This is a genomic window from Novosphingobium bradum, assembly GCF_042646485.1.
Taxonomy (GTDB): Bacteria; Pseudomonadota; Alphaproteobacteria; order Sphingomonadales; family Sphingomonadaceae; genus Novosphingobium; species Novosphingobium bradum.
Genome location: NZ_JBHRTQ010000003.1, coordinates 137,396 through 156,641 on the forward strand (window position 1 = coordinate 137,396; position 19,246 = coordinate 156,641).

Genomic DNA, 19,246 nt, shown 5'->3' on the forward strand with positions numbered 1-19,246 from the left:
CAGCGTCACGAAGATCTCAGCCTCGATCACCCAGTCCGCGCCTGCCTTGCGCCACTTGGCGGCATAGGTGCCGCTGGCCAGCAGCCTTCCCGACTGCGTCTCGCCTCGCCACTCGCCCTGTTCCATGGCAATCGGTTCGACCGGCGAGAGTTCGATGCGGCCGGGCCGGCGGGTGTAGACCGTCCGGTCGGCCGCCGCGAATTCCCGCTTCCACGCCAGAACCTGCGCCTTGCGGCCCGCGATCACCGCGCTGTCACTGCCCGTCACCAGCACGGCGGCGGGCGCCAGCAGCGGCCCGATCGCGGCAAGATCGGCCTCGGCCAGCGCCCGGTTGAACGCCGCCCGGCGCGCGCGGATCGCCAGTTCGGGCGAATCCATCAGGGGTGGCTCCCGTCCCGTTTCTTGCCCGCGCGAAACGCCGCATAGGAATCCAGCACCTTACGCATCTCGGCGATCGCCTTCTCGCGCGCCTCGTCGTCGCGGATCGCCTCCAGCCGGTGCTTGAGGCTGGAGGCCAGGTCGGCATAGGCGTTCTGCCAATCACGCGGGGCGGCCGCGCGCGCCAGTTCCGGCGGGCCGGTTCGCAGCCGCCGGGCCGGCGCGCCCGGCGCCAGTTCCCACAGCTCGCCCATTTCCGGGATCCGCACCACGGGCGCGCCCGGCCCCTTGCCGGCCAGCGCAGCCAGGGTGTCCATCGCCCCGCTCTCGCCATGATCCAGCAGCAGGCTGCCCCGGATCGGCGCGCGCGCCGCGATCCAGGCCAGCAGTTCCGACTGGTCGGCATGGGCCGAATAGGAATCGATCCGCGCGATCGCCGCGCGCACCAGCACGTCGCGCCCGGAAATCCGCACCCGCTCGGCCCCGTCCAGGATCACCCGGCCCAGCGACCCTTGCGCCTGGAAGCCCACGAACAGCACGGTCGAATCGCGCCGGGCGAGGTTGTGGAACAGGTGATGGCGGATGCGCCCGGCCTCGCACATTCCCGAGGCCGCGATGATGATCGCGCCCGAGATCGTGTTGAGCCGCATCGATTCGGCCACATCGTTGACATAGTGGATCGCCGGGCTGGAAAACGGGTCGATCCCGCCGGTGTCTTCAAGGTCATGCAGGTGCCGCGCGAAGACATCGGTGGCATGGTTGGCCAGCGGACTGTCGACGAAGACCATCGCATTGCCGATCGCCCCCCCGCGCGAAAGCATGGCGATATCCAGCAGCAGTTCCTGGGTGCGCTCCAGCGCAAAGGCCGGGATCACCAGGTTGCCGCCTTTGGCCCGCGCCTCGGTGATGATCGCGGCCAGCGCTTCGCGGCGCTGGGCAATGGTCTGCCGCTCGCGCACGCGGTCGCCATAGGTGCTCTCGCAGATCACGTGGTCGAACCCGGCCGGTCCTTCGGGGTCGGCATGGAACGCCTTGTTCTCCGGCCCGATATCGCCCGAACACATGATCCGCACGCCGCCCGCCTCAAGTTCCACCGAGGCCGCGCCCAGGATGTGCCCGGCGTTCCACAGCCGGGCGCGAAAGCCCGGCGCCGGCTCGAACCATTCGCCCAGCCCCGTGCGGCGCGTGGCCCGCCAGGCCTCCAGCGCCTCGTCCTCGGTATAGAGCGGCTCCCACCGGTCCTCGTGCCGCCGGTCGCGCCGGCGGGCCTGCCGCTCCGCGTCGGCCTCCTGGATGCGGCCGGAATCGGCCAGCATGAATTCGAGGAGATCGGCGGTTTCGGGCGTGCAGAAGATGTCGCCGCCGTAGCCATCCTTGACCAGCCGGGGCAGCAGGCCGGAATGATCGATATGGGCATGGGTCAGGACCACCCCGGCGATCTGGTCGGGCCGCTCGATCCCGTTGTTCCGGTTCAGCGCCTCCAGCGTGCGCGAACCCTGGAACATCCCGCAGTCCACCAGCAACCGGGTGCCATCGAGGTTGAACTCCAGGCACGATCCGGTGACCGTCCGTCCAGCCCCATGCAGTGTCAGCGTCAGCGCCATGCCATCCCCCTCCTGTCCTCCTTAGCGGGCGGAGGATCCAGAGCCTTGATCTAGCGCACTTTGCCCGGCCGCGTCAGCCAAAAGCGGGCGGGCGGATGGGCCGGCGGGCGGGCCGGCTCAGTTGCCCCTGCCAGCGCCCCCGCGCGGCGGCACCTGCTTGCCGGTGGCCTGGTCGAGGAAGCCATCGTCGGCCGCCGGGGGCTGGCCATCGCCGGCCGGCGGCTGGCCGTTGTCTTCCGGCCGGCCCGGCGGCGCGTCGGGCGGCGGAGCGCCCTGGCGGTTGGGATCGATCAGGTTGCCCTTCTCGTCCACATAGTAATAGTCCTCGGGATTGGTGCCCAGGTTGGCCTCGTCGTCCGGCTCCAGGGTATATTCGGGCAGCTTGAGCTGGGTGTCGAACTGCTCGACCGGGCGCCGCGCGGTCGCCACCCGCATATATTGGGCAAAGGCCCGCGCGGGCGCGGTGCCGCCCATCAGGCCGGGCACCGGCCTGGCATCGTCGCGGCCCATCCACACGCCGGTCGTGATCCCGCTGGAGAAGCCGATGAACCAGCCATCCTTGTTGGAACTGGTGGTCCCGGTCTTGCCCGCCACCGGCCGGCCGATCTGCGCCGCGCGCCCCGTGCCGATGTTGACCGCGGTCTGGAGCAGATCGGTGATCCCGGCCGCCACATAGTCGGCCACCAGCTGCTGGGCGGGCGCGGGCTTGTGCTCGTAGAGCAGCTGGCCGTCGGTCGTGGTCACCTTGGCGATGCCATAGGGATCGACCGCGCTGCCCTTGGCCGAAACCGCGGCGAAGGCCCGCGCCATGTCGATCAGGCGCACGTCGGAGGTGCCCAGCACCATCGAGGGCATGGTGTTGATCGGCGTGGTCACCCCGAAGCGCCGGGCCATGCCGGCCACGGTGCCGAAGCCCACCTCGTTGCCGAGCTGAGCGGCCACGGTGTTCTTGGAATAGGCAAAGGCGGTGCGAACGTCGATCTTGCCGGCGAAGTTGCGGGCATCGTTGTGCGGCGACCAGCCCTGGATCGTCACCGGCTCGTCGACCACGGTATCGTCGGGCTTGTAGCCGGCTTCCAGCGCGGCCAGATAGACGAACAGCTTCCAGGCCGAACCCGGCTGGCGCACGGCATTGGTGGCGCGGTTGTAGTTGGAGGTCACGTAGTCCGTGCCGCCGACCATGGCCAGGATCGCCCCGTCCCGGTCCATCGAGACCAGCGCGCCCTGGGCGCCGTTCGGCGCGTTCTTCGCCACCGCATCGGTCGCCGCGCGCTGCATGGCCGGGTCGAGCGTGGTCCACACCTCGATCGGCTGGTTGTTCTCGGGCACCAGCAGGTCAAGCTGGGGCAAGGCCCAGTCGGTGAAGTAGCGGACCGAGTTCTGCCCGGCCTCCTGGGCAAAGGTCACCTTGGTGAAATCGGCGCCCGCCGCCTCGTCGGCGGTGATCGCGCCGGCATCCTGCATCGTGGCGACCACCACCTTGGCGCGCGAAACCGCCGCCTCCTTGTCGGCCGTGGGCGAATAGCGCGAGGGCGCCTTGACCAGGCCGGCGATGATCGCGGCCTCGGGCAGGGTCAGCCGGTCGCCGGGATGACCGAAGAACTTGCGGCTCGCGCTGTCGATCCCATAGGCGCCACCGCCGAAATAGACCTTGTTGAGATAGAGCTCGAGGATCTGCGCCTTGGAGAACTTGCTCTCCAGCGCGATCGAAAGGATCGCCTCGCGGATCTTGCGGGTGAAGGTGCGGTTGTTGTTGAGGAAGATGTTGCGGGCCAGCTGCTGGGTGATCGTCGATCCGCCCTGGCGCCACTTGCCGCTCTCCACCCGCACGAACAGCGAGCGCGCGATGCCGACCGGATCGACCCCGAAGTGATCATAATAGCGCCGATCCTCGACCGAGATCATCGCGTCCTTCATGGTCGCGGGGATCTGGGCCACCGGGATCCACTTGCCGTAGCTCGGCCCGAGCGAAACCAGCTCCGACCCGTCGCGCGCGCGCACCACGATCATCTGCCCCTGGGCCTGGCTCTTGAGCGCCTCGAACCCGGGCAACGACGAGGCCGCCACCGCCACCGCCGCGCCGATCGCCAGGATCACGGCCACGGCCAAGGCCAGCCCCCAGACCAGCAGCTTGCGGAAGAAACGGGCTATGCGGCCCGGCCTACGGCCTTTCCCGCCACCATTGGCACCGCCGCCGCCCGGCTTGCGCGGGGGCGGTGGGGGCACCGGGGGCTGTTCGGACAGGCTGCGCCGGATGGCGGAACGGGCCATGTATCTAGTCTGATCCCTCCGCGGGCGCCCAGGTGGCCCGCATCTCTCGGCGCCCATGCATAGGCGAACCGGAACCCAGCGTTAACAGCGAAATGGCCCGCCGTCCAAGCGCTCAATCCTTCGGCTTGAAATCCAGCGCCGCGCTGTTGATGCAATAGCGCAGGCCCGTCGGCCCCGGACCATCGGGGAACACGTGGCCCAGGTGCCCCGCGCAGGCCGCGCAGCGCACCTCGGTGCGGACCATGCCGTGCGAACGGTCCACCAGCTCGTCCACCGCCTCGGGCCGGGCCGGGCTGGTGTAGCTCGGCCAGCCGCAGCCGGAATCGAACTTGGCGTCCGAAGCGAACAGCTGCGCGCCGCAGCCCGCGCAGAAATAGGTGCCGGGCGCCGTGTTGTATTCATACTTGCCGGTAAAGGCCCGCTCGGTCCCCGCCTCGCGCAGGATGTGATACTGCTCGGGCGTCAGCCGCTCGCGCCATTCCTCGTCGGTCAATTCGCGCTTGTCGGTCATCGGCAATTCTCCCTGGCCCGCGCCGGCCGTCACAGCCTGGCGAACAGCGCGACCATCCGCGCCCAGGCGCGCTCGGCCTCGGCCGGGTTGTAGACCGGCGAATCCGGCACGGTCCAGCCGTGATCGGCCGCATAGACCTCCACCTCGGCCGGACGGTGCGCCGCTGCCGCCGCCGCCTTGAGCGCGTCCTTGTCGCCGGGCGAACGGGCATCGTCGTTGCGGCCGATGGCAAAGAGGAAGCTGGCGCGAGTCTGCCCGAGCAGCCGGTGCGGGCTGTCCGTCGCGTCCAAGACCAGCCCGCCGCCGTGCAGCGAAGCCACGGCGCCCACCCGCCCGGGCGCCGCCAGCGCGGTCCGCACCGCGAACGGACCGCCCATGCAATAGCCGTTGCTGCCGATCCCGCGCGCCTTGTCCACCTCCGGCCGGGAATCGAGCCAGGCCACGAAGGCGCCGCCATCGCGCGTGGTCCCTTCCGGCGTGATCGCCGCGATCAGTGGCTTTAGCCGGGCCTGGCCTTCGGGCGTGCGCCACTCGGCAAGGCTGGCCAGCACCGGCGCCCTGGCGCCGCGGTAATACGGATTGACCAGCAGCACGGCATAGCCCTCGGCGGCAAGGCGCCGGGCCATCGCGCGGCTGGCCTCGCGGATACCGGCGATATCGGGCCACATGACCACGCCAGGATGGCGGCCCGAGGGCGGATGGAAGAACAGCGCATCGGCCCGGCCATCGGGCGTGGGCACCATTACCGCCGCTTCGCGCACCGCCTTGCCCGCCGGTCCGCCCGCGCCCGAAACATCGGTGCCCTGGCAGGCGGCCAGCACGGCGGCGGTTCCGATCAGGGCGAACTGGCGCCGCGAAACGGCTGGTGCGGCGGCCAGTTCGGCAGGCGTGGGCTCATCGCACATCGGCTCTCTCCCATTCGATCGGCGCGATCCGGTTGGCAGGGCAATTCAGGTGCGGAAGTTCAGTTCCAGCTTCACGCCGTTGGGATCGGTCAGGAACAGCTGGCGAAAGCCCGCGCCGCCCAGGTCAACCGCCCGGAAGTCCAGCCCCAGCGCCGCGCACCGGGCCTGCATCGCCTCGAAATCCTCGCAATCGAAGGCGACGTGGTCGATCGCGCCGGTCGGCCCGCCCGCCCGGTCCGCGCCGTGGCGCGCCGGATCGTGGCGCTGGAGGTGCACGATCGGCCGGCCCGCCGGATCGGCCAGCCAGGTCGCCTTGATCCCGGCGGGCAGGAACGAGGTATCCGCCTCGGCCAAGCCCAGCAGGTCGATATAGAACCGCCTGGTCGCCTCAAGATCGGCGGTGACGATGTTCACATGGTTGAGGCCGCTGACCGGCATGGGTTTCCTCCGGCGCTGATCCCGCCGCGCGCAAGGGTGCCACGCCGGCGCGGCCCGGTCCAGCCTTGGCCGGCCGGGACAGCCAGCCGGCCCCAGGCCGCCTCAGCGGCGGCTGAGCTCCGCCTCGCACTGGTCCAGCAGTTCGGCCATGATCTCGACCACCGGCTCTTCCTTGGTCACCATGCCGACCGACTGGCCGGCCATCAGCGAGCCGTTCTCGACATCGCCGTCGATCACCGCGCGGCGCAGGGCGCCGGCCCAGAAATGCTCGATCTGGAGCTGGGCCTCGCCCATCTCGATCGTGCCCTGGTCCAGCAGTAGCGCCACTTCGCGCTGCTTGGCGGTGAATTCCTCGGTGCCGTTGTTCTTGAGCGCGCGCACCGGGATCACCGGCAGGCGCGGATCGACCTGCACGCTGGCCACCGCGTCGCGGGCATTGGCGCGGAAGAAGGCCTTCTTGAAGGCGGGGTGAGCGATGGATTCGGTGGCGCAGGCAAAGCGCGTCCCCAGCTGGACACCCGAGGCGCCCATTTCCAGATAGGCGGCCATCATCTCGCCCCGGCCGATCCCGCCGGCCACGAACACGATATGCTCCTCGGCCAGGGCCGGCAGGAATTCCTGGGCCAGCACGCTGGTGGCCACCGGGCCGATATGGCCGCCAGCCTCGGAGCCTTCGATCACCAGGGCATCGGCGCCGGCGCCATCGCGCTGGCGCAGCAGCTTCTTCGCCAGAGCCAGGGTGGGCGCGAAGACCAGCACCTTGGCGCCGAAGGCCTTGATCGCCTCCACGCTGCCCTTGGGCGGGATGCCACCGGCCAGCACCACGTGGCTCACGCCGTGCGCCGCGCAGACCGCGATCAGGTCGAACAGGCCCGGATGCATGGTGATCAGGTTCACGCCGAAGGGTTTCTGCGTTAGCCCCTTGGTCGCGGCAATTTCCTTGTCGAGCAGTTCAGGCGTCATCGCCCCGCAGGCGATCACGCCGAACCCGCCGGCATTGCTGATCGCCGCCACCAGGTTGCGCTCGGACACCCAGCTCATCGCGCCGCACAGGATTGCGTGCTCGGTGCCGAGGAAAGCGGCCCCTCGCGCCATGCGCGCCTTGGTCTTGTCGTACACGGTACCCCCGATCGTTCCCGCCCTCCGGCCGGGCCGCGGGCGGGCCGGCTATAGAAGCTGCGGCGCGGGCGATAAACCCCCGCGATTGAAATCGTTTCAGGCGATCACTGTGGGTGGATCAGCGCGCTTATCCGATGATTGATCCGGCGCTATCAGGTGGACCAGCGGCAGGACGGCAAGGATCGACCGACCGCCGCAGCCCGCCCCCGGCCCGGTGAGCCATCCCGCTCCCGGCCGCTCGGGTCGCCCGAGCCCCGTCTTCGCCTGCCCCCCGCGAAGGCGGGGCTCACCCCGCCCGCAGGCTCAGGCCATCGGCCCGAACAGACGGGCCATGAAGAACACGAGGCCCACGGCAAAGACCAGCCCGGCGGTCCCTTGCGTGGCGGTGCGAACGGCGCGTTCGCGCGAAATGGGGGCAAGGACCAGCACGGCGATGCCCGCCAGCATGACGAGGATATAGGCCATCATTGCACGATACTCTTTCCGGTGGGACCGACAGAGTGCGCCCGCGCTGCTTACCGTCACGACAAGACACGTCGATAACGCGAAATTTACCACCTGCCCCGTCGAAGCGCGTGGGGGAGCGGGGGCTGGACGGTAGGGCGGTCGGACCTCGGGGCCGGCCGGATCAGAACAGGCGGGTGAGCGAATAGAACAGCGCGCCCACCGCGGCCGAGGCCGGAATCGTGATCACCCAGGCCACCACCACGCTCTGCGCCACGCCCCAGCGCACCGCCGAGGCCCGCCGCGCCGTGCCCGCGCCGATTACCGCGCCGGTGATCGTGTGGGTGGTCGAAACCGGAATGCCCAGGCTCGAGGCGGTGAACACCACGATCGATCCGGCCAATGATGCGCCGAACCCCTGGTGCTGCGAGAGCTTGGTGATCCGGGTACCCATGGTCTCGATGATCTTCCACCCGCCCGACAGCGTGCCCAGCCCCATGGCCAGATAGCACGAGATCGCCACCCAGTGCGGCACGGTGAAATCGCCGTGCAGGTAGCCGGTGGAATAGAGCAGCACGGTTATGAGGCCCATGGTCTTCTGGGCATCGTTGAGCCCGTGGCTGAGCGAATAGGCCGCGCTGGAAATCAGATGGAGCGTCCGGGTCGTGCTTTCGGCGCGGCGCGCGGTGAAGCGGTGCAGCGCCCAGGAACTGAGCATCATCACCAGCAGGGCCAGCCAGAACCCGATCATCGGCGAGGCGACGATGGCGATCAGCGTCTTCGACAGGCCGCCCCACTTCACCCCTGAAAAGCCGGCATGGGCCACGCCCGAACCCACGATCCCGCCGATCAGCGCATGGCTGGAACTGGACGGAATGCCCTTGAGCCAGGTGACGACATTCCAGAACATCGCTCCCACCAGCGCGCCGAACACCACACCCGGGGTAACCAGGTCCTTGTCGATCAAGCCCTTGCCGATGGTATCGGCCACGGCATGGAGGCTGGGGAAGGCCAGGGTCAGGAAATAGGCCGAAAAGTTGAAGAAGGCGGCAAAGGCCACCGCCTTCACCGGCGAGAGCAGCCGGGTCGCCACCACGGTGGCGATCGCATTGGCCGCGTCGTGCAGGCCGTTGAGGAAATCGAAGGCCAGCGCGATGAGGATCAGCGCCACCAGCAGCGGGAAGGCCAGCTCGTGCACGGGCCGGCGCTCAGGCGTGGTCGATCACGAGGCCGTCGATCTGGTCGGCGACGTCCTCGAAGGCATCCACGATCCGCTCGAGATGCTTGTAGATCTCGCGCTCGGTAACGAAGCGCAGGGTATCGCTGGCGCCATGGTCCTTGAGCGCCTGCTTCAGTCCCTCGGCGTGGACCGTATCGGCATGGCCTTCCATCCGCACCAGCCGCTCGGTCAGCTCGTGCAGGCGCTTGGCATTGCGCGGCACGTCGCGCAGCAGCGGCATGGCCTCGGCGGTCAGCCGCGCGGCATCGAGCGCGATCGCGGCCATGTCGCGCATCTGCGGGGCGAACTCGGTCACCTCGTAGAGCTTGATCGCCTCCACCGTGGCCTGCATCTCGTCCACCGTATCGTCGAGCGAGCCGATCAGCGCGGTGATCGCGCCGCGATCGAAGGGGGTGAGGAAGGTGCGGCGCACCTCGTGGAGCATCTCGCGGGTGATCTCGTCGGCATCGTGCTCACGCTCGATCACCTCGCGGATATGCTCGTGCGCGGCCGGCCCGCCTTCCAGCGCGCGGACCGTGGCCTCGGCGGCGGCCAGCACGGTGGCGGCATGGGCTTCGAACAGGCCGAAGAAATCGCCGCTGCGCGGCAGCAGGCGCTGGAACCAGGCAAACATCCAAAATACCCCTGAAGTCTTGGCGACAACGTCGAGAAACCCGGTGCGCCGGGCGGCATCACGAAATTCGGCGGGCGCGAAGGAGCGGATCAGCTCGCTGAGGTCCGGCTCGTCGACCGCGCGGGCGGCCTCGTCCAGCGTGAACCAGCGGCGCTCGCGCTCGTGCTGCTCCTCCCACTCGTCCAGCTCGCGGGTCAGCGCCAGCGGGAACACGTCCACGTCGGCCATCAGCGAGGCGCCCGAGCGCACGCGCTTGCGGAAGCGGTAGGAGCCGAGCGGCACCGGACAGACCGCGCCCAGCACCCCGGCCTCTTCCTCGGCCTCGAGCGCGGCGGCCACGTGCGGCGCGGTGCGCGCGCCCACATTGCCCTTGGGCAGGACCCAGCGCCCCGTCCCGCGCGAGGTGACGAGCATGACCTTGAGCGCGGCCTCAACCCCGGTCCCGTCGGTGCGGTATGGCAAGGCGGCGACCTGGCGAATGGCGCGTGCTCCCGTGTCGGAAAACCCGGCGCGGCCCCCCGCCACGCGTGTCACATCCGTGTCACAAACCGTGCGCGGGGTGCAACTGTCCGGCAGCCGCTTTTACCCGGCTTTCGTCCCCGTTGCATCCGCCTTGCGGCTTATTCGGCGTCGAGCCCGTAGGCGGTGTGCAGCACGCGCACGGCCAGTTCCACCTCGTCGGCGTCGATCAGCACCGAAACCTTGATTTCGCTGGTGGAAATCGCCTGGATGTTGATCCCGCGCTCGGCCAGCGCCTTGAACATGGTGGCGGCAACGCCGGCATGGCTCCGCATCCCCACGCCCACCACCGAGATCTTGGCCACCTTGTCGTCGCTGATCAGCCGGTAGTAGCCGATGGCTTCCTTGCGTTCTTCCAGAAGGGCCTGGGTCCGCAAGAGGTCGGCCGCCGGGACCGTGAAGGTCACGTCGGTCTCGCCCTTGTCCTTGGCGATGTTCTGGATGATCATGTCGACGTTGATGTTGGCCTCGGCCAGCGGGCCGAAGATCGTCGCCACCGCGCCGGGCCGGTCGGCCACGCGGGTCAGGGTAACCTTGGCTTCGTTCTTGTCGGCGGCGATGCCGGTGATCACCTGGCGTTCCATATCCAGTCCTTCAAGTTCTTCGTCAGAGACGATCATCGTTCCGGGAATCGTGTCGGCGGCCGGCGCGGTCTCGTCGATGAACGAGGAGAGCACCTGCACCCGCACCTTTTCCTTCATCGCGAGGGAAACCGAGCGGGTCTGCAACACCTTCGAGCCGACCGAGGCCAGCTCGAGCATTTCCTCGTAGGTGACGTTCTTGAGCTTGCGGGCCTTGGCGACGATGCGCGGATCGGTGGTGTAGACCCCGTCGACGTCGGTGTAGATGTCGCAGCGGTCAGCCCCGATCGCAGCCGCAACGGCCACGGCCGAGGTGTCCGAGCCGCCCCGGCCCAGCGTGGTCACCCGGCCATCGGGCGAAAGCCCCTGGAAGCCCGGGATCACCGCGATCTCGCCCGCCGCCATCGAAGCCAGCAGGGCGCCGCTGTCGATATCCTCGATTCGCGCCTTGGCATAGGCATCGTCGGTCCGCACCGGAAGCTGCCAGCCCAGCCACGAACGCGCCTTGCAGCCCATCGCCTGGAGCGTGAGCGCCAGCAGCCCCGAAGTGATCTGCTCGCCGGCGGCGACGACCACGTCGTATTCCGCCGGATCATAGAGCGCATTGGCCTCGCGGCAGAAGGTCACCAGCCGGTCGGTCTCGCCGGCCATGGCCGAAACGACCACGGCCACCTCGTGCCCGGCTTCCTGCTGGCGTTTGACGATCCCCGCCACGCGCCGGATCCGCTCGGTCCCGGCCATCGACGTGCCGCCGAATTTCATCACGATGCGCCCCACGGGCCTGTGCTCCTGCTAGCCAACGCACTGAAACCTGCCCGCCGATCCGCATGGACGGGCCATGGACCGATGGGCGGGGGCGCTTTAGGAAGGGTGCATGGCTAATGCAACCTCCAACACGGCCCCCACGATCCGCCCCGATGAAGCCGCGCATTTCGGGCGCATGGCGGCAGACTGGTGGAACCCCAAGGGCTCCTCCGCCATGCTCCACAAGCTTGGCCCGGTGCGCCTCGCCTTCCTGCGCGAGGCGATGGACCGGCACTGGCACGGCGATTCGCGCACCCTGAAGCCGCTCGCGGGGAAGCGCGCGCTCGATGTCGGCTGCGGCGCGGGCCTGCTGGCCGAACCGCTGGCCCGGCTTGGCGCGGCGGTGACCGGCGTCGATGCGGCGGCCGAAAACATCGCGGTCGCCTCGGCCCATGCGACAGGCGGCGGCCTTCCCATCGACTACCGCCACGGCGACCTTGCTGCGCTGGATCTCGGCCAGTTCGATCTCGTCACCGCGATGGAAGTGATCGAACACGTGGCCGACAAGGGCGCCTTCGTCCGCGCCCTGGCCCAAAGCCTCGCGCCGGGCGGCCTGATGGTCCTCTCCACCCCCAACCGCACCGCGGCCTCGCGCCTCCTGCTGGTGGAAGCGGCTGAGCGGTTCGGCGGCATCCCGCGCGGCACCCACCACTGGGCCGATTTCGCAACGCCTGAGGAACTGCGCGACCTCCTCGCCGCCGCCGGCCTCGCCATGGGCCAGCCGCAGGGCATTGCCTGGAACCCGCTGGCAGGGCTGCATCTTTCGGCCGACCTGTCATTGAACTACATCGTGACCGCCACGAGAATCTGACCCGCCCCCCCCGTTCGTGTCGAGCGGAAAGGGGGATGTGGCGCAAGTTACCCCAGCGCGGCTTCCCATTCCGCTTCCTTGAAGCCCACCAGCAGCCCGCCGGGATGCTCCGCGATCGGCCGCTTGATGCAACTGGGATTGGCCACCATCAGCCCCACGGCGCGGGCGGCGTCCAGCCCGTCCTTGTCGGCATCGGGCAGCTTGCGGAAGGTCGGCCCGGCGCGGTTGATGACCTTCTCCCAGCCCGCCTGCGCCTGCCATGCGGCCAGCTTCGCCGGATCGGCGCCGAGCTTCTTGTAGTCATGGAAGGCATAGGCGATCCCCCGCGCATCCAGCCAGGCGCGGGCCTTTTTAACCGTGTCGCAGTTGGGGATTCCAAACATGGTTAACGTCACTTCCGCCTCCTCCGAAACCAAAACCTGACTGAGCGAGGCAGGAAATAGCCGCATCCCAGCATACTGGCACCAGCGAGGGCAAGAAACGCGTTTGTAGCCAATTCGCTTTTGGAAACCGTCGCGCTCCAGTTGCTGGCGACCAGCAGCACGACAACGAACGCGAAAAGCGAGACTGCCGCTCCCCTGTGTATGTTACGCCCAGTCAAGCCGAACCTACCAAGCCGGAATTTGCTTCTACAACCCTTGCAACCTGCTCGCAGTTGGGAATGCCATGGAGCGTGATCGTCATGGCCCCGTCCTAGCGCAGCCACGACGCGGAGCAAGAGGCTGGCGCATTGCGGGACAGGTGCGCCCTTGCCCCTTGCCGGACGGCCACTTCATCCCAAGATGGGCACCATGGCCGATGCACCCAAGCGTTTCCGCGTGACCGCGCGTGACAACAGCGGCGATATCTTCGCCTTCGAGAGCGACAACCGCGAACGCGCGGAGAAGAAGCAGCGCCAGCTCGCCCGGCGGCCCGAACTGCATGACGTCCAACTGATCCGCCAGCGCTGGCTGTAAGCGCCCCGGTGGACTTTTGCGCCCACTTTGCCCAAAAGCGCGGCCCATGTCGTTCAACACCTTCGGTCGCCTGCTGCGTTTCACCACCTGGGGCGAAAGCCACGGGCCTGCCCTCGGCGCGGTCGTCGACGGGTGCCCGCCGGGCCTCGCCATCGACGAAAGCCTGATCCAGCCCTTCCTCGACAAGCGCCGGCCGGGGCAATCGAAGTTCACCACCCAGCGCCAGGAGCCGGACCAGGTCCGCATCCTGTCCGGCACCTTCGCCGATGAATCCGGGGTGTGCCGCACCACCGGCACCCCGATCAGCCTGATGATCGAGAACACCGACCAGCGTTCGAAGGACTATGGCGAGATCGCCCAGGCCTATCGCCCCGGCCATGCCGACTATGCCTACGACGCCAAATATGGCCTGCGCGACTATCGCGGCGGCGGGCGTTCCAGCGCGCGCGAAACGGCGGCGCGGGTGGCGGCGGGCGCGGTGGCGCGGCTGGTGATCCCGGAAGTGACGATCACCGCCTGGGTCAGCGAGATCGGCGGCGACGCCATCGATCCCGACAATTTCGACGCCGCCGAGATCGGCAACAACCCGTTCTTCTGCCCCGACGCGCAAGCCGCCGCGCGCTGGGAAAAGATCGTCGACGAGGCGCGCCTTGCCGGCTCCTCCATCGGCGCGGTGGTGGAATGCGAAGCCTCTGGCGTCCCCGCCGGCTGGGGCGCGCCGCTCTATGCCAAGCTCGACAGCGAACTGGCCGCCGCGATGATGAGCATCAATGCGGTCAAGGGCGTGGAGATCGGCGACGGCTTCCACGCCGCGCGGCTGACCGGCGAACAGAACGCCGATGCCATGCGGCCTGCGGGCGACGACCACGACGGCCCGCTGTTCCTCGCCAACCACGCCGGCGGCATCGCGGGCGGCATCTCCACCGGCCAGCCGGTCCGCTTGCGGGTGGCCTTCAAGCCAACCAGCTCGATCCTCACGCCCGTGGAATCGATCAACCGCTCGGGCGAGGCCACCCAGGTCCGCACCAAGGGTCGCCACGATCCGTGCGTCGGCATTCGCGGGGTGCCGGTGGTGGAAGCGATGATGGCGCTGGTCCTGGCCGACCAGAAGCTGCTCCAGCGCGGGCAGTGCGGGTAAGGCGTTTCACGAGGAGACGCGACAAAGGACCAGATTCGCGCAAAGGCGCAAAGACGCAAAGGCGGAGCGCGATCTTTCCGCGTAGCGGCTATTCCCAAATGATCGCTCAAACGGCGGAATGAACGGCGGCTTCGCCGCATCGCGCAACACCTTTGCGCCTTTGCGCGATCTCCCTTTTCTTCCCTCCGCGCCTCCGCGTGAACCAATCCCCGCTTGCGAGCCATTCGCAACTGATCGCCAAAACCGATCACAAATCGCTGATCGCCACAGCAAATCGAATTAATCGGGAATCCGCATTTCCCGACTCGGCCCTGCCCGCCTATCCCCCTCCCTGTCGCTGAAATTTCATCGCAACGGAGTCTACACCCATGGGTATCATTGGCAGCCAGCTCGGCTCGTTCTCGGCCACCTCGTTCAAGGACGGCAAGTTCGTCGACATCACCGAGAAGGACGTGCTCGGCAAGTGGGCGGTGTTCTTCTTCTACCCGGCCGACTTCACCTTCGTCTGCCCGACGGAGCTGGAAGACCTCGCCGACAAGTATGCCGAACTCCAGGCAATGGGCGTGGAAGTGTTCGCGGTCTCGACCGACACCCACTTCAGCCACAAGGCCTGGCATGACACCTCCGCCGCCGTCGGCAAGATCGCATATCACATGGTCGGCGACCAGAACCACGTGCTGACCACCATGTTCAACAACCTGCGCGAAGGCGTGGGCCTGGCTGATCGCGGCACTTTCGTGACCGATCCGGCCGGCGTGCTCCAGCTCGTCGAAGTGACCCCGGAAGGCGTGGGCCGCAACGCCGCCGAACTGGTCCGCAAGATCAAGGCCGCCAAGTACTGGCAGGAGCACCCCGGCCAGGTCTGCCCGGCCAAGTGGGAAGAAGGCAGCCAGACCCTGGCGCCCTCGATCGACCTCGTCGGCAAGATCTGATCCCCCACGGACTCCTCCCCGCTTGCGGGGAGGGGGACCATCCGCAGGATGGTGGAGGGGGCTTTCCGGTCAAGCCCTGTGCCAACCCGACAACCCCCTCCGTCAGCCGTCTGCGACGTCTGACACCCCCCCGCGTGCGGGGAGGAAACAGAAGGAGCCCCTCCCATGCTCGACGCCGCCACCACCGAACAGCTCACGCAATACCTGGCCCTGCTGCGCGAACCGATCGCGCTGGTCGCCACGCTGGGCACCGATCCGCGCTCGGCCGAAACGCGCGAGCTGCTGGAACGGATCGCCAGCCTTTCGGACAAGGTTTCCGTCCGCTTCGACGGCACGGATGCCCGCGTCCCTTCCTTCTCCATCGCCCGCGTATCGAACCCCGAAGCATCTGTGCGCTTCGCCGGCGTTCCGCTGGGCCACGAATTCACCTCGCTGGTCCTCGCCCTGCTCTGGGCCGGTGGACACCCGCCCAAGGTGGAGGACGCCGTCCTCCAGCAGATCCGCGACCTGCCGGGCGACTACAGCTTCGAGATGTATTTCTCGCTCTCGTGCCACAATTGCCCCGACGTTGTGCAGGCGCTCACCCTGATGGCGCTGACCAATCCGCGCGTCCGCGCCGTGCTGATCGAGGGCGGCGCCTTCAAGGGCGAGGTGGAAGATCGCGGCGTCATGGCCGTGCCGGCCGTGTTCCTCGATGGCGCGATGTGGGCCTCGGGCAAGATCACGATCGAGGAAGTGCTCGCCAAGCTCGATACCGGCGCGGCCAGCCGCGCGGCGGAAGAGATCGCCACGAAGGATCCGTTCGAGGTGCTGGTCATCGGCGGCGGCCCGGCCGGCGCGGCGGCTGCCATCTACACCGCGCGCAAGGGCATCCGCACCGGCGTCGTGGCCGAACGCTTCGGCGGCCAGGTGATGGACACCATGGGGATCGAGAACTTCATCTCGGTGCCCTATACCGAAGGCCCAAAGCTGGCCGCCGCGCTGGAGAACCACGTCCAGGAATACGCGGTCGACGTGATGAACCTCCAGCGCGCCGAGCGGCTGATCCCGGCCGAGCGGCCGGGCGGCTGGCACGAGGTGGTCCTGGCCAACGGCGCCAGCCTCAAGGCGCGCACCGTGATCCTTTCCACCGGCGCGCGCTGGCGCAACATGAACGTGCCGGGCGAAGCGGAATACAAGGCCAAGGGCGTGGCCTATTGCCCGCACTGCGATGGCCCGCTGTTCAAGGGCAAGCGGGTGGCGGTGATCGGCGGCGGCAATTCCGGCGTGGAAGCGGCGATCGACCTGGCCGGCATCGTCGCCCATGTCACCCTGATCGAGTTCGACGCCAGCCTGCGCGCCGATGCCGTGCTCCAGGCCAAGCTCAGGTCCCTGCCCAATGTGACCGTGATCGTCTCGGCGCTGACCACCGAGGTGCTGGGCGACGGCGCCAGGGTCACCGGCCTCACCTGGGAGGACCGCGCCAGCGGCAAGATCCACAAGGTCGAGCTTGAAGGCATTTTCGTCCAGATCGGGCTGGTGCCCAATACCGAATGGCTGAAGGGCGCGGTTGCGCTCTCCCCGCGCGGCGAGATCGAGATCGACCAGCGCGGCGAAACCTCGATCCCGGGCGTCTTCGCCGCCGGCGATGCGACCACCGTGCCCTACAAGCAGATCGTCATCGCGCTGGGCGCCGGGGCCACCGCCGCGCTCTCCGCCTTCGACACCCTGATCCGCCTGCCGGCAGAGGAAAAGGTCAGCGAGCCGGCCTGACCTGGCGGCCGGGAACCGGGAGCCGGGGGCCGCGCTCTGGCCCCCGGCCCGCCGTCAGAACTTCACCCGAGCCGAAAGCCGGGCGTTGCGCGGCGCGCCGGGGGTGATGTTGTTGGCGTTGTGGGCATCGGAGAAGTAGGTCGCATCGAGCAGGTTCTCGATGTTGAGCTGCAGGTTCAGACGCGGGGTCACCGTCCAGAACACGCCGCCATCCACGCGGGTGAAGGCCGGCAGCCGGGTGGTGGTGGCCACGGTGCGGATCGCGGCGAACGCGCTCGACTGGTGCACCACGCCAAGGCCAAGGCCGAACGCGGGGCTGACGTCATAGCGGTTCCACAGGGCAAACTGGTGGTGCGGCACCTGCGCCAGCTTGACCGCGCCATTCCCGCGCAGCGTGCCATCCTGCCAGGTATAGCCCCCGCTCACCTGCCAGCGCCGGGCGAGCCGGCCCGACAGGCCCAGCTCCAGGCCGCGCGTGCGGGTTTCGCCGATATTGATGGTCACGGTCGGGTTGGCCGGATCGGGGGTGGTGGCATTGGTGCGATCCAGCCGGAACAGCGCCACGGTCAGGGCGAGATCGCGGGTCACGTCCCACTTGAAGCCGATCTCGCGGTTGGTGAAGCGCTCGGGCGCCAGGTTGGCCTGGGCAGCGGTGAGCTGCACGAACTGATCGCCCGAGCGCGGCAGGAACGAACGGCTGTAGCTGGCATAGAACGCCATGTCGGCACGCGGCTTGAGGATCAGGCCAAGGCGCGGGGTCACCATCTCGTCGGTGCGCGCGAAGGGGCGCGGGGTGCCGGCCCGGTCGGTGCCGCGGATCGCGAACCGGTCGTAGCGCAGGCCCAGCACGAGGTCGACATGGTCGCCGATCCCGACCTGGTCCTGGGCATAGGCCGACCAGGTCTTCACCGTGGAAACCACGTCGCGCGCAAGCGCACCGAAGCTGACCGTCGGCCGCACGATGGCGGCCAGGTTCAGGGTGGAACTGGATAGCGTCCCGTCTCGGCGCTGGCTGGCCGTGTCCTGGTTGGCGAATTCAACCCCCAGCAGCAGCTTGTGGGCCAGCGGCCCTGTGGCCAGGTCCCACACCAGGTTGCTCTGGGCGATGACGTTCTGGCGCTGGACGGCTTCCTTGTAGCTGGAAAGCGCCACCGTCCCGGTCTGGCTGGTGGCCGCGCCATTGGCAAAGACGTTGGTGTAATACTTGTCGTAGTCGCCATAGGCCACCGTGGTCGACCAAGTGAGGTTGTCCGCCAGCGCGCCGTCAAGCCGCGCCCGGGCGATGTGAGCGTCCAGCCCGGTGCGGTTGATCCCCGGCACCCCGAAGAACAGGGCTTGATAGCCGGTCAGCGGCTGGTTCGGCTGCCCCGCACTGGTGGCGATCGACGGCACGCCGCGATCCACCACCCGGTCGTCGTGGACATATTCGTACGACAGCCCCAGCTTCCACGCGCCCAGGTCCAGCGCGAGCGAGGGGTTGGCCGCATAGCGCTTGCCGCCGAAATAGTCGCGGGCATTGGCCAGGCTTTCGTAGGTGGCGTTGAGCCGAAGGGCCGCCTTGCCCGAGATCGGCGCATTCACATCGGTCGCCACATCCCAGCCGCCGAAGGTGTTGACGCTGGTCGCGGCAGTGATCGCCAGCCGATCGAACGCGGGCGCCTTCTGCACGCGATTGATCACCCCGCCGCTGCCGCCGCGCCCGAAGACCAGCGCCGATGCGCCTTTCAGCACCTCCACCCGCTCGATGTTGTAGAGGCTGCGGTAATACTGGACGTCATCGCGCAGGCCATCGAGGAAAAAGTCGGCGGTGGTGGCCTGGCCGCGCAGGACGATCTGGTCGCGGTTGCCCTCGCCCTGGCCAACCGTGGTGCCCGGAACATAGCGCAGCACCTCACCCATCGAGCGCTGGGCCTGGTCGTCCATCCGCTCACGGGTCACCACGGCGATCGATTGGGGCAGGTCGAGCAGCGGAGTGTCGGTCCGCGTAGCGCTGGCCGATTGCTCGGCGCGGTATCCGTCGCGCTGGCCGATCACCACGATGCCGGCATCGCCCGCATCGGCGCCGGCCTCGGCCTCGGCGGCAAGGGCGGCGTTCGGCAGGCAAGCAGCGGCAAGCGCGGTGACCACAATTCTCTTCACGGTGTCCTCCAGTCCAGGTCTGATGGACGGCGGTTACTGTTATTGAGAATGATTTGCAATTGCGATGGATCAAAATTCGCAAATTTCCCCT

General features: G+C 68.3%; 18 protein-coding genes. 5 read left to right on the forward strand and 13 right to left on the reverse strand.

The window, feature by feature from the left end; genetic code table 11:
- From ACFOD9_RS02870 to ACFOD9_RS02920, 11 genes are all read right to left on the reverse strand, one after another.
- Nucleotides 1-378: DUF4440 domain-containing protein (locus ACFOD9_RS02870; protein ID WP_379508579.1), on the reverse strand; the 378-nt coding region annotated here is incomplete at its 3' end.
- The gene (locus tag ACFOD9_RS02875) at nt 378-1,982 is read right to left on the reverse strand and encodes an MBL fold metallo-hydrolase (RefSeq protein ID WP_379508580.1); all 1,605 of its coding nucleotides are present in this window, start codon (nt 1,980-1,982) and stop codon (nt 378-380) included. The genes ACFOD9_RS02870 and ACFOD9_RS02875, both read right to left, overlap by 1 nt.
- 117 nt (nt 1,983-2,099) lie before the next feature.
- Entirely contained in the window at nt 2,100-4,253 is a 2,154-nt protein-coding gene (locus ACFOD9_RS02880; RefSeq protein ID WP_379508581.1) for a transglycosylase domain-containing protein, read from the reverse strand.
- A 112-nt stretch (nt 4,254-4,365) separates the two neighbouring features.
- Nucleotides 4,366-4,764: a peptide-methionine (R)-S-oxide reductase MsrB gene (gene msrB, locus ACFOD9_RS02885; protein WP_379508582.1), complete on the reverse strand. Its 399-nt coding sequence runs from the start codon at nt 4,762-4,764 to the stop codon at nt 4,366-4,368.
- 29 nt (nt 4,765-4,793) lie between these two features.
- Nucleotides 4,794-5,669 carry a dienelactone hydrolase family protein gene (locus ACFOD9_RS02890; protein WP_379508583.1) on the reverse strand — a complete coding sequence of 292 codons (876 nt, stop codon included), beginning with the start codon at nt 5,667-5,669 and terminating at the stop codon, nt 4,794-4,796.
- 45 nt (nt 5,670-5,714) lie between these two features.
- Nucleotides 5,715-6,107, reverse strand: a complete 393-nt coding sequence (locus tag ACFOD9_RS02895) for a VOC family protein (RefSeq protein WP_379508584.1) — start codon at nt 6,105-6,107, stop codon at nt 5,715-5,717.
- 102 nt (nt 6,108-6,209) lie between these two features.
- On the reverse strand, nt 6,210-7,202 hold the full coding sequence (locus tag ACFOD9_RS02900; RefSeq protein ID WP_379508688.1) for an NAD(P)H-dependent flavin oxidoreductase: 993 nt from the start codon (nt 7,200-7,202) through the stop codon (nt 6,210-6,212).
- Between the two features lie 327 nt (nt 7,203-7,529).
- Nucleotides 7,530-7,694, reverse strand: a complete 165-nt coding sequence (locus ACFOD9_RS02905) for a hypothetical protein (protein ID WP_379508585.1) — start codon at nt 7,692-7,694, stop codon at nt 7,530-7,532.
- A gap of 160 nt (nt 7,695-7,854) precedes the next feature.
- The gene (locus tag ACFOD9_RS02910; protein WP_379508586.1) at nt 7,855-8,868 is read right to left on the reverse strand and encodes an inorganic phosphate transporter; all 1,014 of its coding nucleotides are present in this window, start codon (nt 8,866-8,868) and stop codon (nt 7,855-7,857) included.
- A 10-nt stretch (nt 8,869-8,878) separates the two neighbouring features.
- Nucleotides 8,879-9,985 (reverse strand): DUF47 family protein, encoded by a 1,107-nt coding sequence (locus ACFOD9_RS02915; RefSeq protein ID WP_379508689.1) that lies wholly within the window; start codon nt 9,983-9,985, stop codon nt 8,879-8,881.
- 158 nt (nt 9,986-10,143) lie between these two features.
- Nucleotides 10,144-11,400 (reverse strand): aspartate kinase, encoded by a 1,257-nt coding sequence (locus ACFOD9_RS02920; protein WP_449290020.1) that lies wholly within the window; start codon nt 11,398-11,400, stop codon nt 10,144-10,146.
- A 97-nt stretch (nt 11,401-11,497) separates the two neighbouring features.
- Between ACFOD9_RS02920 and ubiG the strand changes: the two genes are divergently transcribed.
- Nucleotides 11,498-12,238 carry a bifunctional 2-polyprenyl-6-hydroxyphenol methylase/3-demethylubiquinol 3-O-methyltransferase UbiG gene (gene ubiG, locus ACFOD9_RS02925; RefSeq protein WP_379508587.1) on the forward strand — a complete coding sequence of 247 codons (741 nt, stop codon included), beginning with the start codon at nt 11,498-11,500 and terminating at the stop codon, nt 12,236-12,238.
- A 47-nt stretch (nt 12,239-12,285) separates the two neighbouring features.
- Here ubiG and ACFOD9_RS02930 read toward each other — a convergent pair whose 3' ends face one another.
- Nucleotides 12,286-12,621, reverse strand: a complete 336-nt coding sequence (locus ACFOD9_RS02930; protein ID WP_379508588.1) for an arsenate reductase — start codon at nt 12,619-12,621, stop codon at nt 12,286-12,288.
- 408 nt (nt 12,622-13,029) lie between these two features.
- Between ACFOD9_RS02930 and ACFOD9_RS02935 the strand changes: the two genes are divergently transcribed.
- The 4 genes from ACFOD9_RS02935 (at nt 13,030) to ahpF (ending at nt 17,016) form a co-directional block, all read left to right on the forward strand.
- Entirely contained in the window at nt 13,030-13,194 is a 165-nt protein-coding gene (locus ACFOD9_RS02935; RefSeq protein WP_379508589.1) for a hypothetical protein, read from the forward strand.
- 46 nt (nt 13,195-13,240) lie between these two features.
- Nucleotides 13,241-14,332: a chorismate synthase gene (aroC, locus tag ACFOD9_RS02940; protein ID WP_379508590.1), complete on the forward strand. Its 1,092-nt coding sequence runs from the start codon at nt 13,241-13,243 to the stop codon at nt 14,330-14,332.
- 368 nt (nt 14,333-14,700) lie between these two features.
- Nucleotides 14,701-15,264, forward strand: a complete 564-nt coding sequence (gene ahpC, locus ACFOD9_RS02945) for an alkyl hydroperoxide reductase subunit C (RefSeq protein WP_379508591.1) — start codon at nt 14,701-14,703, stop codon at nt 15,262-15,264.
- A 165-nt stretch (nt 15,265-15,429) separates the two neighbouring features.
- Complete coding sequence (gene ahpF / locus ACFOD9_RS02950) at nt 15,430-17,016, forward strand: alkyl hydroperoxide reductase subunit F (RefSeq protein ID WP_379508592.1); 1,587 nt, start codon at nt 15,430-15,432, stop codon at nt 17,014-17,016.
- Nucleotides 17,017-17,070: 54 nt separating this feature from the next.
- Here the strand turns inward: ahpF and ACFOD9_RS02955 are convergent, their stop codons facing one another.
- Nucleotides 17,071-19,155: a TonB-dependent receptor gene (locus ACFOD9_RS02955; RefSeq protein ID WP_379508593.1), complete on the reverse strand. Its 2,085-nt coding sequence runs from the start codon at nt 19,153-19,155 to the stop codon at nt 17,071-17,073.
- Nucleotides 19,156-19,246 lie beyond the last annotated feature (91 nt).

What these genes read in the sequence shown, in the direction of transcription:
- ACFOD9_RS02875 (WP_379508580.1), bottom strand. Translation starts at nt 1,982, where the DNA reads ATGGCGCTGACGCTGACACTGCATGGGGCTGGACGGACGGTCACCGGA.
- ACFOD9_RS02880 (WP_379508581.1), bottom strand. Translation starts at nt 4,253, where the DNA reads ATGGCCCGTTCCGCCATCCGGCGCAGCCTGTCCGAACAGCCCCCGGTG.
- msrB (WP_379508582.1), bottom strand. Translation starts at nt 4,764, where the DNA reads ATGACCGACAAGCGCGAATTGACCGACGAGGAATGGCGCGAGCGGCTG.
- ACFOD9_RS02890 (WP_379508583.1), bottom strand. Translation starts at nt 5,669, where the DNA reads ATGTGCGATGAGCCCACGCCTGCCGAACTGGCCGCCGCACCAGCCGTT.
- ACFOD9_RS02895 (WP_379508584.1), bottom strand. Translation starts at nt 6,107, where the DNA reads ATGCCGGTCAGCGGCCTCAACCATGTGAACATCGTCACCGCCGATCTT.
- ACFOD9_RS02900 (WP_379508688.1), bottom strand. Translation starts at nt 7,202, where the DNA reads ATGGCGCGAGGGGCCGCTTTCCTCGGCACCGAGCACGCAATCCTGTGC.
- ACFOD9_RS02905 (WP_379508585.1), bottom strand. Translation starts at nt 7,694, where the DNA reads ATGATGGCCTATATCCTCGTCATGCTGGCGGGCATCGCCGTGCTGGTC.
- ubiG (WP_379508587.1), top strand. Translation starts at nt 11,498, where the DNA reads ATGGCTAATGCAACCTCCAACACGGCCCCCACGATCCGCCCCGATGAA.
- ACFOD9_RS02930 (WP_379508588.1), bottom strand. Translation starts at nt 12,621, where the DNA reads ATGTTTGGAATCCCCAACTGCGACACGGTTAAAAAGGCCCGCGCCTGG.
- ACFOD9_RS02935 (WP_379508589.1), top strand. Translation starts at nt 13,030, where the DNA reads ATGGCCGATGCACCCAAGCGTTTCCGCGTGACCGCGCGTGACAACAGC.
- aroC (WP_379508590.1), top strand. Translation starts at nt 13,241, where the DNA reads ATGTCGTTCAACACCTTCGGTCGCCTGCTGCGTTTCACCACCTGGGGC.
- ahpC (WP_379508591.1), top strand. Translation starts at nt 14,701, where the DNA reads ATGGGTATCATTGGCAGCCAGCTCGGCTCGTTCTCGGCCACCTCGTTC.
- ahpF (WP_379508592.1), top strand. Translation starts at nt 15,430, where the DNA reads ATGCTCGACGCCGCCACCACCGAACAGCTCACGCAATACCTGGCCCTG.